This is a genomic window from Pseudomonas sp. Tof1 (assembly GCF_055390395.1).
Map to the genome: position 1 here is coordinate 6,604,062 of NZ_AP024344.1, position 15,534 is coordinate 6,619,595.

14 protein-coding genes and 1 pseudogene are annotated in these 15,534 nt (G+C 63.4%); 3 read left to right on the forward strand and 12 right to left on the reverse strand.

Features of this window, described 5'->3' with window-relative positions; all coding sequences use genetic code 11:
* Positions 1 to 31: 31 nt before the first annotated feature.
* Positions 32 to 853: a prolipoprotein diacylglyceryl transferase gene (lgt, locus tag ACZ5KU_RS29810; RefSeq protein WP_054058652.1), complete on the reverse strand. Its 822-nt coding sequence runs from the start codon at positions 851 to 853 to the stop codon at positions 32 to 34.
* 127 nt (positions 854 to 980) lie between these two features.
* Entirely contained in the window at positions 981 to 1,763 is a 783-nt protein-coding gene (locus ACZ5KU_RS29815) for a sulfite exporter TauE/SafE family protein (RefSeq protein ID WP_464736622.1), read from the reverse strand.
* 109 nt (positions 1,764 to 1,872) lie between these two features.
* Between ACZ5KU_RS29815 and ACZ5KU_RS29820 the strand changes: the two genes are divergently transcribed.
* Complete coding sequence (locus ACZ5KU_RS29820; protein ID WP_464736623.1) at positions 1,873 to 2,619, forward strand: NRDE family protein; 747 nt, start codon at positions 1,873 to 1,875, stop codon at positions 2,617 to 2,619.
* 163 nt (positions 2,620 to 2,782) lie between these two features.
* On the opposite strand, the gene ptsP is transcribed toward ACZ5KU_RS29820, so the two are convergent.
* Together ptsP and ACZ5KU_RS29830 are read right to left on the reverse strand one after the other, a co-directional pair.
* On the reverse strand, positions 2,783 to 5,056 hold the full coding sequence (gene ptsP / locus ACZ5KU_RS29825) for a phosphoenolpyruvate--protein phosphotransferase (RefSeq protein ID WP_054058649.1): 2,274 nt from the start codon (positions 5,054 to 5,056) through the stop codon (positions 2,783 to 2,785).
* A 21-nt stretch (positions 5,057 to 5,077) separates the two neighbouring features.
* Positions 5,078 to 5,557, reverse strand: coding sequence for an RNA pyrophosphohydrolase (locus ACZ5KU_RS29830; protein WP_026145062.1), 480 nt, complete (start codon positions 5,555 to 5,557; stop codon positions 5,078 to 5,080).
* Positions 5,558 to 5,700: 143 nt separating this feature from the next.
* On the opposite strand from ACZ5KU_RS29830, the gene ACZ5KU_RS29835 reads away from it, so the two are divergent.
* Complete coding sequence (locus tag ACZ5KU_RS29835; protein ID WP_054058648.1) at positions 5,701 to 6,357, forward strand: histidinol-phosphatase; 657 nt, start codon at positions 5,701 to 5,703, stop codon at positions 6,355 to 6,357.
* Positions 6,358 to 6,505: 148 nt separating this feature from the next.
* On the opposite strand, the gene ACZ5KU_RS29840 is transcribed toward ACZ5KU_RS29835, so the two are convergent.
* From ACZ5KU_RS29840 to ilvA, 4 genes and pseudogenes are all read right to left on the reverse strand, one after another.
* Positions 6,506 to 6,973 (reverse strand): DUF2269 family protein, encoded by a 468-nt coding sequence (locus tag ACZ5KU_RS29840; protein WP_054058647.1) that lies wholly within the window; start codon positions 6,971 to 6,973, stop codon positions 6,506 to 6,508.
* A complete protein-coding gene (locus ACZ5KU_RS29845; RefSeq protein WP_464736624.1) occupies positions 6,970 to 8,226 on the reverse strand; it encodes an SDR family oxidoreductase in 1,257 nt (418 codons plus the stop codon). The genes ACZ5KU_RS29840 and ACZ5KU_RS29845 overlap by 4 nt, the downstream gene beginning before the upstream one ends.
* Positions 8,227 to 8,242: 16 nt before the next feature.
* On the reverse strand, positions 8,243 to 8,671 hold the full coding sequence (locus ACZ5KU_RS29850; protein WP_464736625.1) for a DUF2269 family protein: 429 nt from the start codon (positions 8,669 to 8,671) through the stop codon (positions 8,243 to 8,245).
* A 54-nt stretch (positions 8,672 to 8,725) separates the two neighbouring features.
* A pseudogene (gene ilvA / locus ACZ5KU_RS29855) lies at positions 8,726 to 10,239 on the reverse strand (threonine ammonia-lyase, biosynthetic).
* A gap of 159 nt (positions 10,240 to 10,398) precedes the next feature.
* Here ilvA and rpiA point away from each other — a divergent pair.
* Positions 10,399 to 11,070, forward strand: coding sequence for a ribose-5-phosphate isomerase RpiA (rpiA, locus tag ACZ5KU_RS29860; protein ID WP_054058644.1), 672 nt, complete (start codon positions 10,399 to 10,401; stop codon positions 11,068 to 11,070).
* A gap of 64 nt (positions 11,071 to 11,134) precedes the next feature.
* Here rpiA and ACZ5KU_RS29865 read toward each other — a convergent pair whose 3' ends face one another.
* The 4 genes from ACZ5KU_RS29865 to ACZ5KU_RS29880 form a co-directional block, all read right to left on the reverse strand.
* Positions 11,135 to 12,046, reverse strand: a complete 912-nt coding sequence (locus ACZ5KU_RS29865) for an SdiA-regulated domain-containing protein (RefSeq protein WP_054063571.1) — start codon at positions 12,044 to 12,046, stop codon at positions 11,135 to 11,137.
* A 107-nt stretch (positions 12,047 to 12,153) separates the two neighbouring features.
* Positions 12,154 to 13,080 (reverse strand): SdiA-regulated domain-containing protein, encoded by a 927-nt coding sequence (locus tag ACZ5KU_RS29870; protein ID WP_054063572.1) that lies wholly within the window; start codon positions 13,078 to 13,080, stop codon positions 12,154 to 12,156.
* A gap of 188 nt (positions 13,081 to 13,268) precedes the next feature.
* Positions 13,269 to 13,934, reverse strand: coding sequence for a fumarylacetoacetate hydrolase family protein (locus ACZ5KU_RS29875; RefSeq protein WP_054058641.1), 666 nt, complete (start codon positions 13,932 to 13,934; stop codon positions 13,269 to 13,271).
* 39 nt (positions 13,935 to 13,973) lie between these two features.
* Complete coding sequence (locus tag ACZ5KU_RS29880; protein WP_054063573.1) at positions 13,974 to 15,368, reverse strand: FAD-binding oxidoreductase; 1,395 nt, start codon at positions 15,366 to 15,368, stop codon at positions 13,974 to 13,976.
* Positions 15,369 to 15,534 lie beyond the last annotated feature (166 nt).

Sequence of the window (15,534 nt, forward strand, 5' to 3'; positions counted from 1 at the left end):
GAATACGGGGCCCGCGGGCCCCGATTCGAATTTAAAGCGCGGCGTCTTTCGTTGCCGGAGTGGTCGGGTTGCGGCGATAGGCGAACCACAACAGCGCCAGGCCACCGATGATCATCGGCAGGCTGAGAATCTGCCCCATGGTCACCCAGCCGAACGCCAGGTAGCCAAGCTGCGCATCCGGCACCCGGACGAACTCGACGATAAAACGGAAGATCCCGTAGAACAACGCGAACATGCCGGAAACCGCCATGGTCGGCCGCGGCTTGCGCGAGAACAGCCAGAGGATGATGAACAGTGCCACACCCTCGAGGGCGAACTGGTACAACTGCGACGGATGGCGTGGCAACTGCGCCGGGTCGCTGAACGGCGGGAACACCATCGCCCACGGCACGTCGCTCGGCTTGCCCCACAGTTCGGCGTTGATGAAGTTGCCGATCCTCCCGGCGCCCAGGCCGATCGGGACCATCGGTGCGACGAAGTCCATCAGTTCGAAGAACGACTTGCCGTTACGCCGGCCGAACCACCAGGCCGCCAGCATCACGCCGATGAAGCCGCCATGGAAGGCCATGCCGCCCTTCCAGACCTCGAAGATCAGCATCGGATTGGCAATGTAGGCCGGCAGATCGTAGAACAGCACGTAACCCAGGCGCCCGCCGACGATCACCCCCATGGCCAGCCAGAACACCATGTCGGAGAGTTTCTCCTTGGTCCAGGTCGGGTCGAAACGGTTCAGGCGCCGGGAGGCCAGCAGCCACGCACCGCCAATGCCGACCAGGTACATCAGGCCGTACCAGTGGATTTTCAGCGGGCCGATGGCGACGGCCACCGGGTCGATCTGCGGGTAAGGCAGCATTGCGACTCCTTGGTAGAGTAGAAAATTCGGGGCCCGTTCACCCAGGCGGCAAGCGGGCCAGCGGGTCATGATGAAGACCCGCGATTAAGCCAATATTGCGCCCGGTCCGCTGAACCGGGCCTGAGGTTCAGATCAGGAACTTCATCCCGACACAGAACAATAGCCCGGCAAACAGTCGCTTGAGCAGCAACGGCGAAAGCCTGTGCGCCAGTTGCACACCGAAGCGGGCAAAAAACATACTGGTCAGGGCAATGCCGAGCAAGGCCGGCAGATAGATGAAGCCCAGGCTGTGCTCCGGCAGCAACGGGTCATGCCAGCCCAGCAGCATGAAGCTGATGGCGCTGGCCACGGCGATCGGCAGGCCACAGGCCGACGAGGTCGCCACCGCCTGCTGCATCGGCAGGCTGCGCCAGGTCAGGAACGGCACGGTCAGCGAACCGCCACCGATGCCGAAAATCGCCGAAGCCCAGCCGATCACCACACCCGCCAGGCCCAGGCCGGCCTTGCCGGGAATCTCCCGACGACTCTTGGGCTTGAGGTCCAGTGCCATCTGCACGGAGACGATCAGGGCGAAAACGCCGATGATCCTCTGCAGGTTCGGCCCGGCAATCGCCTTGGCCGTCAGTGCCCCGAGTCCCGAGCCGAGCAGGATACCCACGGCCATCCAGGCGAAGATCGGCCAGCGTACCGCGCCCCGCCGATGATGACCGCGAATGGTGTTGATCGACGTGAAAATGATGGTGGCCAGGGAAGTGCCGACCGCCAGGTGCGTCAGGATCGAGCTGTCGAACCCCTGCAGGGTGAAGCTGAACACCAGCACCGGGACGATGATGATCCCGCCACCGACGCCGAACAGCCCGGCCAGTACGCCCGCACAGGCACCCAGCAGCAAATAGAGCAGAAATTCCATGCAACCCCCGAAACAAGTCCGGCATGGTAACGGATGCATGCCGCTCGTCTCTACTGGATGACGAACGGCACCCTGCGTAGAGTGTGGGAAACCACAGAGGGATAACCTGATGTGCCTGATTGTCTTCGCCTGGCGCCCGGGCCATGCCCAGCCGCTGATCGTTGCGGCCAACCGCGACGAGTTCTACGCCCGGCCGAGCCTGCCGCTGGGGCAGTGGCCGGAAAACCCGCAAGTCTACGCCGGACGCGACCTGGAAGCCGGCGGGACCTGGCTGGGCGTCGGCGCCCGGCGGCGCTTCGCCGCGCTGACCAATATCCGTAATCCGCATCAGCCGCCGGCACGCCGCTCACGTGGCGAACTGGTGGCTCGATTTCTCGGCGAAAACACCCCGATTGCCGATTATCTCCAGGATATCGTCGCACGATCACCGGAGTACGCCGGTTTCAACCTGCTGCTGGGCGATGCCGAGGAACTCTGGCACTTCAATTCCCATGAAGGGCAGCCACGTCGACTGCCGGAGGGGATCTACGGCTTGTCGAATGCCGGACTCGACACGCCATGGCCGAAACTGCTGAAGGCCAGGGCGGCACTGGCGCAGGCACTGGAACGGCCCTCGCCGGAAAATCTGCTGGCCCTGCTGGCCGATCCGACCATCGCGCCATTCGTCGAACTGCCGGATACCGGCGTGGGCCTGGCGACCGAGAGCCTGTTGTCGAGCATTTTCATCGCCAGCCCCAGCTACGGCACGCGGGCGAGCACGGCGCTGATCGTTGGGGCTGATGGCACGCGGCATCTGGTCGAACGCAGCTTCGGCCCCCATGGCGGGCATCTGGGCGAGGTGGAGTTGACGGTCTGAGGGGACGCGGAGTATCCCGGGATGCCTGCCCACGCGGAGCGTGGGCAGGATCGGAGCGGGTCGCGGAGTGCGGGGATGATCGAGATGGGTTGCGAAGACTGATCGTTCCCACGCTCCGCGCGGGAATGCCGCCAGTGACGCTCCGCGTCACACCTACCGATGATCAGTGCTTGACCACCGGATTGGCCATCCGCCCCAGCCCGAGGTTCTTCAGGGCCAATTGCAGGGTGCTGTGGATAACTTGCGGGTTGTCGATGGTCATCACCTGGGCCAGCAATTCCTGCGACTTGCTCAGGCTGATCTGGCGCAGCATCCATTTCACCTTCGGCAGGTTGGTGGCGTTCATCGACAGGCTGTCGAAGCCCATCGCCATCAACAGCACCGCCGCCGCCGGATCGCCCGCCATCTCGCCGCAGATGCTCACCGGCTTGCCTTCGGCATGGGCATCGCGCACCACGTTCTGCAGGGCCTGCAGCACCGCCGGGTGCAGGTAATCGTACAGGTCGGCGACCCGTGGGTTGTTGCGGTCGACGGCCAGCAGGTACTGGGTCAGGTCGTTGGAGCCGACCGAGAGGAAATCCACCTGACGCGCCAGTTCGCGGGTCTGGTACACCGCCGCCGGAATCTCGACCATCACCCCCACCGGCGGCATCGGCACGTCAGTGCCTTCGTCGCGCACTTCGCCCCAGGCCCTGTGGATAAGATGCAGTGCTTCTTCCACCTCGTGAGTGCCGGAGATCATCGGCAGCAGGATGCGCAGGTTGTTCAGGCCTTCACTGGCCTTGAGCATGGCCCGGGTCTGCACCAGGAAGATTTCCGGGTGGTCGAGGGTCACGCGAATGCCGCGCCAGCCGAGGAACGGGTTGTCCTCGACGATCGGGAAGTACGACAGCGACTTGTCGCCGCCGACGTCCAGACTGCGCATGGTCACCGGCTGCGGATGGAACGCCGAAAGCTGCTCGCGGTAGATCGCCAGCTGTTCCTTCTCGCTCGGGAAGCGCTGGTTGATCATGAACGGCACTTCGGTGCGGTACAGGCCCACGCCTTCCGCGCCACGCTGTTGCGCGCGGGCGACGTCGGCGAGCAGGCCGGTGTTGACCCACAGCGGCATGCGGTGGCCATCGGTGGTCACGCAAGGCAGTTCGCGCAGGGCATCGAGGCCCTGGGACAGCTGGCGCTCCTCCTCCACCACGCTGACGTACTGCTTGCGCAGCAACTCGCCGGGGTTGGTGAAGACTTCGCCGCGGGCGCCATCGACGATCAGCTCGATGCCATCGACCTTGGAATACGGCAGGTCGACCAGGCCCATCACCGTCGGGATGCCCATGGCCCGGGCCAGGATCGCAACGTGGGAGTTACCCGAACCGAGTACCGACACCAGACCGACCAGGTTGCCCTCCGGCACCTCGCCGAGCATGGTCGCGGTCAGTTCCTCACTGACCAGGATGGTGTTCTTCGGGTAGACCATGTTCTGCTGGCGCTCGGACTGCAGGTAGGCCAGCAGGCGGCGACCCAGGTCCTTGACGTCCGAGGCGCGCTCGCGCAGGTAGTCGTCATCCATCAGTTCGAAGCGGTTGACGTGATCGGTGACCACCTGGCGCAAGGCGCCCTGGGCCCACTGGCCCGTCTTGATGACGTTGGTGACTTCGCTGCCCAGCGAGGCATCGTCGAGCATCATCAGGTAGACGTCGAACAACGCCCGTTCTTCCGGCCGCAACTGGGTGGCCAGCTTGGCCGACAGGGTGCGCATGTCGTTGCGCACGCCCTCGATGGCCGTCTTGAACAGCGCCAGCTCGGCGTCGATATCGGTGATGGCCTTGTCCGGCACCACGTCCAGGTCAGCTGGCGGCAACATGACCACCGCGGTACCGACCGCCGCGCCAGGCGAACCCGGTACGCCGACGAACTTGGTTTCCTGGATGCCCTTGCCTTCACGGCCCAGGCCACGGATGGAGCCGGTCGCCTCGGCATGGGCGATAACCCCGGCCAGCTGGGCGCTCATGGTCACCAGGAAGGCTTCTTCGCCCTCGTCGAACTGGCGACGCTCCTTCTGCTGAATGACCAACACGCCGACGACGCGACGGTGGTGGATGATCGGCGCGCCGAGGAATGACGCGTAACGCTCCTCGCCGGTCTCGGCGAAGTAGCGATAGCGTGGGTGATCGGCGGCATTTTCGAGGTTCAGCGGTTCCTCGCGCGTGCCGACCAGGCCGACCAGGCCCTCGTTCGGCGCCATGCTGACCTTGCCGATGGAGCGTTTGTTCAGGCCTTCGGTGGCCATCAGTACGAAGCGATTGGTCTCGGGGTCGAGCAAGTAGACCGAGCAGACCTGGCTGCCCATGGCCTCTTTGACGCGCAAGACAATAATCCCCAACGCCGTCTTGAGATCCTTGGCGGAGTTAACTTCCTGGACGATCTTGCGCAGCGTATTGAGCATGGCTCGGGGTCGAACTCCGTGTCAGTCGCGCGTTAAAAGGCGCGGGGCAAGCTCTTTGAGCGCGCGACGATAAACCTCGCGCTTGAATGTCACCACCTGGCCCAACGGGTACCAATAGCTGACCCAGCGCCAGCCATCGAACTCCGGTTTACCGGTCAGATCCATCCGCACCCGCTGCTCGTTGGACAGCAGGCGCAGGAGAAACCATTTCTGCTTCTGGCCGATGCACAGCGGTTGGCTGTGGGTACGCACCAGACGTTGCGGCAAACGATAGCGCAACCAGCCCCGGGTACAGGCCAGAATTTGCACATCCTCTCGTTCCAGGCCGACTTCTTCGTTCAATTCGCGGTACAAGGCCTCTTCAGGCGTCTCGTCAGGATTGATCCCACCTTGCGGAAACTGCCATGCATCTTGATTGATGCGCCGGGCCCATAAGACCTGACCAGCATCATTCGTCAGAATTATCCCGACATTAGGACGGAAACCATCGGGGTCGATCACGGCAACCACCTCGTAAACGCATGTCATCGCATTGTTCCACAAAGGTTGTGAAAGCAGCAACGCACCGCCATACCTTATGTGCACTCTTGTGAAAAGACCGTATTCTGATCGCCTTTTTACAGGCTTTTCAGCGAGTAACTGCAATGCGTCTGGCTTTATTCGACTTGGACAACACACTTTTGGGCGGCGACAGCGACCACGCCTGGGGCGATTACCTGTGCGAACGGGGCATTCTCGACCCGGTGGCCTACAAAACCCGCAACGACGAGTTCTATCAGGACTACCTGGCCGGCAAGCTGGACAACGCCGAGTACCTGAACTTCTGCCTGGAAATTCTCGGTCGCACCGAGAGGGCGCAACTGGATGAATGGCACCGCGACTACATGCGCGACTGCATCGAGCCGATCGTCCTGCCCAAGGCCCTGGAACTGCTGGCCCGGCATCGCGATGCCGGCGACAAGCTGGTCATCATCACCGCGACCAACCGTTTCGTGACCGGACCGATTGCCGCACGCCTGGGCGTCGAGACCCTGATCGCCACCGAGTGTGAAATGATCGACGGCCGCTACACCGGGCGCAGCACCGACGTGCCGTGCTTTCGCGAAGGCAAGGTGACGCGCCTGAACCGCTGGCTGGAAGAGACCGGGCACAGCCTGCAGGACAGCTACTTCTACAGCGATTCGATGAACGATCTGCCATTGCTGGAGCAGGTGAGCAATCCGGTGGCGGTGGACCCGGACCCGAACCTGCGGGCCGAGGCCGAGCGGCGTGGCTGGCCAGTGATCAGCCTGCGCGGCTGACCCCCTGGAGCCAGGCAAGACCTGGCGGCCTCTTCGCGGGCAAGCCCTGCTCCTACAGGACCGTGTCGTACACAAGAGCCCAGTACGCCTCGAATCTGTAGGAGCAGGGCTTGCCCGCGAAGAGGCCCACAAGAGCACCACAAGATGCTCAGACCGGCTTGGCCACCATCAGGTAGAAAATCGCCATGAACGCCAGGAACGCCGGCCAACCCAGCGCAAACCACCAGCGCATGTATGTCTGCGCCTTCAGCGGCATTGGCGCCCCCTCTCGCAGTGCCTGATCGGCCATCCTGTGCACGCGGATCTGCAGCCACACCACCGGCAACCAGCAGATCCCCGCCAGCACGAACAAGCCCATGCTCCACAGCAGCCAGCCCTGGGTCAGCGGCCAGCCCGCCAGGTACGCCAGCCCCAGGCCGCTCAACGGCTGGAACACCGCCGTGGTGGTGGTAAAGGCCCAATCGGCGAACACCAGATGGCGGAACGTTACGGCGATCACCTCGACCCTGCCGGTACGCCAGGCACGCAAGGCGTAATAGGCGGAGCCGGCGCCGAGGCCGAAGAGAATGGTGGAAGACAGGATATGCAGGGTCTTGAGTATCAGGTAGGCGCTCATCGACGCGGTTCAGTCCATAACAGCCAAAGAGTCGCGACCATCAGCACCAGGTTCTTGGCGACGGCAGCGTAGGGGTCAAACCAGTAGTGCGGCAGCACCAGGGTGATGATCAGGGTGTAGCCGGCCATCAGCAGCAACTGGGCCTGCAACGCCCGGCGGCGCCAGCGCCGCAGCAGCATGCCCAACCCGAGCAGGGCATCGCACAACGAACCGAGCCACACGGCGAAACGCGCAGCCTCGCCCGTCACGCCGGATTCGGCCATGATCCGCAGGCTCCAGTCGTAACCCGGCCCCAGACAGACCGCGGCCGTGCCGAACCAGATCAGCAGCATCACCGCCAGCATCAGTGGGCGCAGGGCCGCCTGGACGCTTTGCGCGGCGTTCGGCCAGTCGACCAGATGGGTCGCCAACGGCGCCGCCCGGTAGCCGCACAGCGCCCCCAGCAATTCGGGATCGGCGACATTGTCGCGCCGGGCCATGCGCAGGCACTGGCGATTCCACGCCAGCCAACCCAGGCGCTCGCCACACCAGGCACCTGCCGTCGCCAGCCATGAGGGGATTCTCAGGTAACGTGCCGGCGCCCAGCCCTGGGCCGCGCGCAGGTGATCAAGCAGTTGCGCCACGGTCAAGGCTTGCGGCCCGACCAACGGCAGCACCCGCGAGGAAGACGGCCAGTGCCGCAACAACGCCAGCACCGCACCGGACAAGTCATCGATATGCACCGGCTGCAAGCGGGCCTCAAGATCGAGCAGGGGAATCAGCGGCCAGGGCGACAGGCGCGTCAACCAGCCACTGCTCGTCCCGCCCGCGCCCACCAGCAACGACGGCCGCAACACCACAGCGGATACGCCCAGTTCCATCAGGTGGGCATCGGCTGCCGCCTTGCTGGCCAGGAAAGGCACGTCCGGCTGCTCGCCGGCGCCCAACGCGGAAATATGCAGGACCCGCAGCCCCCGCGCCGCCGCCAGGTCGAACAGCGCCCGCGTGCCGCGATCCTGGGTGCGCTGCAAGGCTTGGCGATCGACACTCATCAGGCCCGCCGCGTTGATCAGCAGATCGAGGCCCGGGGGGATCACGAAGTGCTGGGGATCGCTGGCCAGCAGATCCAGATCGAGAACCTGCCACTCGACTTCGGACAAATCCCGGGAATGGCGACGCCGGCTGGTAGCGATCACCTCATGACCGTTGGCGGTCAGCGCGGCAAGCAGGTGGCGACCCACGAAACCCGTGGCCCCCACCAGAAGAACTTTCATGACGATCCCTGGCGGACTAAACCGGTTTGGCGTCCATCAGGGCAGCGATCCCGACGAAACACAGCGTACTGAAGATCGCCAGCGTCAGCGTGAATTTCCAACGGCCGCCCGCCTCGCCCCGGCGCAGGCGATTGAGCCGCACCACGAGCCAGGCCCAGGCCAGGCAACCGAAAGTGTAGAGCACGCTGGAGCCGAGCAGCCAGGTCTGGCCCAGCGGGAAACCACCCAGGTGCACCAGCCACCAGCCGCTGACCGGCTGCACCACCAGGCACAGGGCCATCAGCCACCAGGCCAGTACCCAGGGCATCTTCAGGATCCGCCCCGGGATTGCCAGGTCGCCGGCCCGGCGCCCGCGCCAGAACCAGAGGGCCACGGCCAGCATGCTGCCCAGAAGCAGCACCGTAACCGTGCTGTGCAGCACTTTCAGGGCGGTGAAGGTTTCCATCTCGCTCTTTTTCCTTGGTGGTTGCCCATCAGCGTAGCAGTCATCCGCCCCGTTTCAGCCCAGAAACAGGCGATAGGCCGGGTTGTCGCTTTCATCCCAGTACGGGTAGCCGATTTCCGCCAACGCGGCGGGAACCAGGTGCCGCTCCTCGCTCGGCACCTGCAGGCCGGCAACCACCCGTCCATCGGCCGCGCCATGGTTGCGATAGTGGAACATCGAGATATTCCAGCGCCCGCCGAGCTTGTTGAGGAAGTTGAACAGCGCCCCGGACGCTCCGGGAACTCGAAGCGCAACACCATTTCGTCGCTGACCCGTGCCGCATGGCCGCCCACCATGTGGCGGATATGCAGCTTGGCCAGTTCGTTGTCGGTCATGTCCAGCACCGGGAAACCCTGGCTGGTCAGGCTTTCGATCAGCACATTGCGCGGGTCGCTGTCGGGGTGAGTCTGCACGCCGACGAAGATGTGCGCTTCGCTGCCGGTGTGGTAGCGATAGTTGAATTCGGTGATCTGGCGCTTGCCGATGGCCTCGCAGAACGCCTTGAAGCTGCCCGGCTGCTCGGGAATGGTCACGGCGATGATCGCCTCGCGGCCTTCACCCAGCTCGGCGCGCTCGGCGACATGGCGCAGGCGGTCGAAGTTGACGTTGGCGCCGGAGTCGATGGCCACCAGGGTCTGCCTGCTGACCTTGCGCTGCTCGACGTACTTCTTGATCCCGGCGGCGCCCAGCGCGCCGGCCGGCTCGGTGATCGAACGGGTATCGTCGTAGATGTCCTTGATCGCCGCACAGATCTCGTCGGTGCTGACGGTGATCACCTCATCGACATGGTCCTTGCAGATATCGAAGGTGTGCTGGCCGATCTGGGCCACGGCGACGCCGTCGGCGAAGATCCCCACCGAAGGCAGCACCACCCGTTCACCGGCGGCCATGGCCTGTTGCAGGCAGTTGGAGTCGTCCGGTTCGACACCGATCACCTTGATCTCCGGGCGCAGGTACTTCACGTAGGCCGCGATCCCGGCGATCAGCCCGCCACCACCGACCGGCACGAAGATCGCGTCCAACTGCCCGGGGTGCTGGCGCAGGATTTCCATTGCCACGGTGCCCTGCCCGGCAATGGTGTGGGGATCGTCGTAGGGGTGAATGTAGACGTAGCCCTTTTCCTCGACCAGTTTCAACGAGTAGGCCAGTGCTTCCGGGAAGGAGTCGCCATGCAACACCACCTTGCCGCCACGGGAACGCACGCCCTCGACCTTGATTTCCGGCGTGGTCTTGGGCATCACGATCGTCGCCTTGACCCCCAGCACCTTGGCCGCCAGGGCCAGACCCTGGGCATGGTTGCCCGCTGACGCGGTGACCACGCCACGGGCGCGCTCGGCATCGCTGAGCTGGGTCAGCTTGTTGTAGGCGCCGCGAATCTTGAAGGAAAACACCGGCTGCAGGTCCTCGCGCTTGAGCAGGACCTGGTTGCCCAGCCGCTCGGAAAGCTGGCGGGCGCTCTGCAACGGGGTTTCCACGGCGACGTCGTAGACGCGCGAGGTGAGGATCTTCTTGACGTACTGTTCGAGCATCGGAAAGCATCACTGGCGGGTTGGGCAGGGACCGAGGAGTCTAACCCAGCGCTCGCGGCAACGACCACAGGGTTCCTGAGGTTTTGATCGCCCCTTTTGCCGGCCCGACGCTTATAATGCCGGCCTTTCGCTCACACCTTGCCCGCTTCCGGAGCCCGCATGACCCAGGATCAACTCAAACAGGCGGTGGCCCAGGCCGCTGTCGACTTCATCCTTCCCAAGCTCGATGAGAAAAGCATCGTCGGCGTGGGCACCGGCTCCACCGCCAACTGCTTCATCGACGCCCTGGCCAGGCACAAGAGCGCCTTCGATGGCGCGGTCGCCAGCTCCGAGGCCACTGCGGCACGACTCAAGGGCCATGGCATTCCGGTGTACGAACTCAATACCGTCAGCGACCTGGAGTTCTACATCGACGGCGCCGATGAAAGCGACGCGCACCTGAACCTGATCAAGGGCGGCGGCGCGGCCCTGACCCGCGAGAAAATCGTCGCGGCCGTGGCCAAGACCTTCATCTGCATCGCCGACGGCAGCAAGCTGGTGCCGGTGCTCGGCGCGTTCCCGCTGCCGGTGGAAGTGATCCCGATGGCCCGCAGCCATGTGGCGCGCCAGTTGGTGAAACTCGGCGGCGACCCGGTGTATCGCGAAGGTGTGGTGACCGATAACGGCAACATCATCCTCGATGTGCACAACCTGCAGATCACCAACCCGGTGGAGCTGGAAACGCAGATCAACGCGATCGTCGGCGTGGTCACCAACGGCCTGTTCGCGGCGCGCCCGGCGGACCTGCTGCTGCTGGGCACCCATGAAGGCGTAAAGACGCTCAAGGCCTGAGTTGGCCGGAGCAGACGCGCAGCCCGGGCTGCGCGTCATCGTTCATCGCCAGCAAGCCCGGGGTTTACTCTGTAGTGCGCTTGAAGACGTAGAACAGATTCGGCTCGCTGATCAGGTACAGCGTCCCCTCATCATCCATGGCAATGCCTTCGGCCTGGGGCACGCTGGCGCCGAGCCCCTGCTGGCCCTTGAGCAACGACAGGCTGCCGACTGGACGCCCATCGACATCGAGCTCCAATACCAGCCGCGACTCATCGGAGAGCGCCAGCAGATGCCCGCTGCGCTCGTCGAACTGCAGGCTGGAAAGATCACGCACGAAAAGTCGGGCGTCGCGGCGAGGATTGCTGGCCACATGCACGGCGGATGATTGCGCAGGTTCAGGGTAGGGAAAACCATGGATCTCGTAGATCAGCAGGGGATCGCGCTCCTTGGCCACGAACAGTCGCCTGCCGACCGAGTCGTAGGCCAGCCCCTCGAAGCCCTTGTTCCCCGGCAGATTCACACCGAGGGTCAGTTGCTCGGCGTCGGCCGCATCGAGAAACCGCGTGCCGTCACCCAGGCGAACCTTGATCAGCCGCTGGCCGCGCTCATCGGTGATGACGTAGGTATCGGCGCTGATGAATTCGATGGCCTCGGGATCACCGAAGCCACGCAACGGAATACGCCGCAGGATACGCCCATCGAGCGACAGCTCGATCAATTCGGCATTCTTGTTGGTCACGGTGAACAGGCTTTTTCTGACGGGGTCGAAGGTCAGGGCAGAGACATCATCCTCCAACCCGTCGATCGCCTGCGCCTCGATGACCACACGGTAATCCGCCAGGCCGATGCTTGCCTCGCTCGGTTGCCACCAGGCATGCCAGTTGAACCAGGCCCGCTCGAACAGCCGATAATGCTGGCCGACGAGCCCCATCAATAGCAGAGCACAGAGACCGACCCACGGGATCAGGGAGTTCAGGCGCAAAGTCTGATACATATGTGCAAGCTCGAAGACAGGACCGGTGACGAATTAACCACGACGGCATGAATTCAAGCTTAATCCTGCGGCACCACGCTTGCCCCAGGCGCTTGCTGCGCTGAGACCTACTGCTTCTCGAAACGGTAGAACAGGTTCGGCTCGCTGACCACGTACACGACCCCTTCCTCGTCAATGGTCACGCCCTCGGCACGCGGAATGGTGTGTTTCAAACCGTTGAAACCACCGAGCAGGGTCATGAAACTGACCTGGTTGCCCTTCTCATCCAACTCCAGCACCAGATGCGACTCCGCCGACAACACCAGCGTATGCTGGGTGCGCGGGTCGATCGCCAACGCTGAAAGATTGCGCACATCCAGCTGGTCGCCAGCCAATCTGCGCTTCTCGCCCAGAAACCGGGTACCGTCGCTTTGCAGGCCGAACAGCGCCGGTGGGCGCTCTTCGCCGAGCAGGATCTGCTGGTTGCGGGCATCCCAGACCACCGCCTCGAACGCCTTGTTCTGATCCTTCGAGGGACCGAGGTCGTACTGCGGAAAGTCCTTGATATTCAGCTCACGGGTATTCGCATCCACAGTGACGATGGTCAGGAGATGCATGCGCTCATCGACGATCGCCATCCTGTCGCCTTCCAGCACCGTGACGGCCTCGGGATTGTTCCAGCCGACCAGGGGAATCTTGCGCAACACGTCGCCCTGCAGGGTCAGCTCGGCGAGGAACGGGTTCTTGCCCATCACCGCGAACAGGGTTTTGGTCCGCGGGCTGTAGCTGACGTCAGAGGCCTCGTCCTTCTCCATGCCCGCCAGGGGCTTGGCGTCGATCACCGCCCGGTAGCCGGGCAGCCAGACGCTCTGCTGGCGCTCGGCAGGGGTTTCGAAACGCTCCTTGAGCCACAGCAGGCCGCGATCGTCCCAGTGCATGAACCTGGACAACCCTACCCCGATCACCAGCGCCGCCAGCAGCAGCCAGTAATACCAGCGTCGGGCGAAACGGGAGCGAACAGCGGTAGACGGAGAGGAAAAGGTTTGACCACTCATGCGAAGGCACTTTCCTGATCTTTATGGCATTCAGACAAACACTCTAGGCAAGGCCCAGCGCCAGATCGGGAAATTATCCAGACGGAATGTGAAAAAAACGGCAAAAGCCGGGAAGTCACGCAGATGGAAACAGGGGGGAAGATGCCCTCTTCGCAGCAACCTGACGCGAAGAGGGCTACGGCCAGGTCTCAGCGAACGCAGCTTTCGAACCGGCTGACGCCCGGCAATTCCAGCACCAGTTCGTCACCGACGTTCAGCGGTCCCACGCCTACCGGCGTACCGGTCAGAATCACGTCACCGGCCTGCAGCGAGAAACACGCGGCCATGTGCTGGATCATCGGCACGATGGGGTTGAGCATGTCGCTGCTGATCCCGTCCTGGCGGACCTCGCCATTGATGGTCAGGCGAATGCCGATACGGGTCAGGTCGGGGAAAGTGCTGCCGACCACGAATGGAGCGAGCACCGCCGCGCCGTCGAACGACTTGGCGATTTCCCAGGGCAGGCCCTTGGCTTTGAGTTCCGCCTGCTTGTCGCGCAGGGTCAGGTCCAGCGCCGGGGCGAAGCCGGAAATCGCATCGAGCACCTCTTCCCGGCTCGGCTTGGTCGACAACGGCTTGCCGATCAATACGGCGATTTCCGCTTCGTAATGCACCGAACCCCGGTCGACCGGAATCTTGAAACCGTTCTCGATCGACACCACGCAACTGCCCGGCTTGATGAACAGCAAAGGTTCGGTAGGCACCGGGTTATCCAGTTCCTTGGCGTGTTCGGCGTAGTTGCGGCCGATGCAGACCACCTTGCCCAGCGGGAAGTGAATGGGGGTACCGTCGACATACTGGTGCTGATAGCTCATTGAGCGTCTCCTGGTCTGCTTGTCATCGTGACGCGGGGTTCAAACCGCGAAGATCTTGCCCGGGTTCATGATCCCGTTCGGGTCGAACACCGCCTTGATCGCCTTCATGTATTCGATTTCGGCCGGGGAGCGGCTGTAGGCGAGATAGTCACGCTTGGTCATGCCCACGCCGTGTTCGGCGGAAATCGAGCCGTTGTACTTCTCGACGATCTCGAACACCCACTTGTTGACCGTGGCGCACTTGGCGAAGAACTCGTCCTTGCTCAGGCTGTCCGGCTTGAGGATGTTCAGGTGCAGGTTGCCATCGCCGATGTGGCCGTACCAGACGACTTCGAAATCCGGGTAGTGTTCACGGACGATCGTGTCGATTTCCTGGAGGAACGCCGGAACTTTCGACACCGTGACCGAAATGTCGTTCTTGTACGGCGTCCAGTGGGAAATGGTCTCGGAGATGTATTCGCGCAGTTTCCACAGGTTCTGCAACTGGGTTTCGCTCTGGCTCATCACACCATCGAGCACCCAGCCCTGCCCGACGCAATGCTCGAAGGTCTCCAGGGCGAGGTTGGCCACCTCCTCGGTGGTCGCCTCGAACTCCAGCAGCGCGTAGAACGGACACTCGGTTTCGAACGGCGCCGGCACGTCGCCACGGCCGAGGATCCTGGCCAACGCCTTGTCGGAGAAGAATTCGAAGGCGGTCAGGTCCAGTTTGCCCTGGAACGCGTGCAATACCGGCATGATCGAGTCGAAATCGGGCGTGCCGAGCACCATGCAGGTCAGGTTCTTCGGCGCACGGTCCAGGCGCATGGTGGCCTCGACCACGAAGCCCAGGGTGCCCTCGGCACCGATGAACAGTTGGCGCAGATCATAGCCGGTGGCGTTCTTGATCAGATCCTTGTTCAGCTCCAGCAGGTCGCCCTTGCCGGTGACGACCTTCAGGCCGGCTACCCAGTTGCGGGTCATGCCGTAGCGAATCACCTTGATTCCGCCAGCATTGGTGCCGATATTGCCGCCAATCTGGCTGGAACCCGCCGAGGCGAAATCCACCGGGTAGTACAACCCATGTTCCTCGGCGCGGTTCTGCAACTGCTCGGTGACCACCCCCGGCTCGCACACGGCGGTGCGGTCGGTGAGGTTGATGTCGAGAATCCGGTTCATGTAGTCGAACGACACCACCACCTCGCCATTGGCCGCGACGGCGGCGGCGGACAGGCCGGTACGGCCACCGGATGGCACCAGTGCGACCTGGTGGCGGTTGGCCCAGCGCACGATGGCCTGGACCTGCTCGATGGTCCTGGGAAACACGACAGCGCTGGGCGCAGGGGCGAAATGTTTGGTCCAGTCCTTCCCGTAGGCATTCAGGGAGTCGGCGTCGGTCAGGACCTTGCCGGGTTCAACCAGGGTTTTCAGTTCATCAATCAGGACGGCATCGGTCATCGACAGAACTCTCAAACATTTCATGGTCACCCTGAGAACGCTTCACGTCGCAGAATGAGTGTTTGCGGGTCGCATATGCTAGCATACGCCCCCCGCAGAAGCGTGCTATGAGGCCGACCTGCGGAGCCGGCGAATACGCCGTGAGGTCAGCTCCAGCTGTCCATTT

Excerpts from the sequence above, each read along its gene's own strand:
- lgt (WP_054058652.1), bottom strand. The coding sequence starts at position 853 with ATGCTGCCTTACCCGCAGATCGACCCGGTGGCCGTCGCCATCGGCCCG.
- ACZ5KU_RS29840 (WP_054058647.1), bottom strand. The coding sequence starts at position 6,973 with ATGAGCGCCTACCTGATACTCAAGACCCTGCATATCCTGTCTTCCACC.
- ACZ5KU_RS29845 (WP_464736624.1), bottom strand. The coding sequence starts at position 8,226 with ATGAAAGTTCTTCTGGTGGGGGCCACGGGTTTCGTGGGTCGCCACCTG.
- ACZ5KU_RS29850 (WP_464736625.1), bottom strand. The coding sequence starts at position 8,671 with ATGGAAACCTTCACCGCCCTGAAAGTGCTGCACAGCACGGTTACGGTG.
- rpiA (WP_054058644.1), top strand. The coding sequence starts at position 10,399 with ATGACCCAGGATCAACTCAAACAGGCGGTGGCCCAGGCCGCTGTCGAC.
- ACZ5KU_RS29835 (WP_054058648.1), top strand. The coding sequence starts at position 5,701 with ATGCGTCTGGCTTTATTCGACTTGGACAACACACTTTTGGGCGGCGAC.
- ACZ5KU_RS29875 (WP_054058641.1), bottom strand. The coding sequence starts at position 13,934 with ATGAGCTATCAGCACCAGTATGTCGACGGTACCCCCATTCACTTCCCG.
- ACZ5KU_RS29815 (WP_464736622.1), bottom strand. The coding sequence starts at position 1,763 with ATGGAATTTCTGCTCTATTTGCTGCTGGGTGCCTGTGCGGGCGTACTG.
- ptsP (WP_054058649.1), bottom strand. The coding sequence starts at position 5,056 with ATGCTCAATACGCTGCGCAAGATCGTCCAGGAAGTTAACTCCGCCAAG.
- ACZ5KU_RS29880 (WP_054063573.1), bottom strand. The coding sequence starts at position 15,368 with ATGACCGATGCCGTCCTGATTGATGAACTGAAAACCCTGGTTGAACCC.
- ACZ5KU_RS29870 (WP_054063572.1), bottom strand. The coding sequence starts at position 13,080 with ATGAGTGGTCAAACCTTTTCCTCTCCGTCTACCGCTGTTCGCTCCCGT.
- ACZ5KU_RS29865 (WP_054063571.1), bottom strand. The coding sequence starts at position 12,046 with ATGTATCAGACTTTGCGCCTGAACTCCCTGATCCCGTGGGTCGGTCTC.
- ACZ5KU_RS29820 (WP_464736623.1), top strand. The coding sequence starts at position 1,873 with ATGTGCCTGATTGTCTTCGCCTGGCGCCCGGGCCATGCCCAGCCGCTG.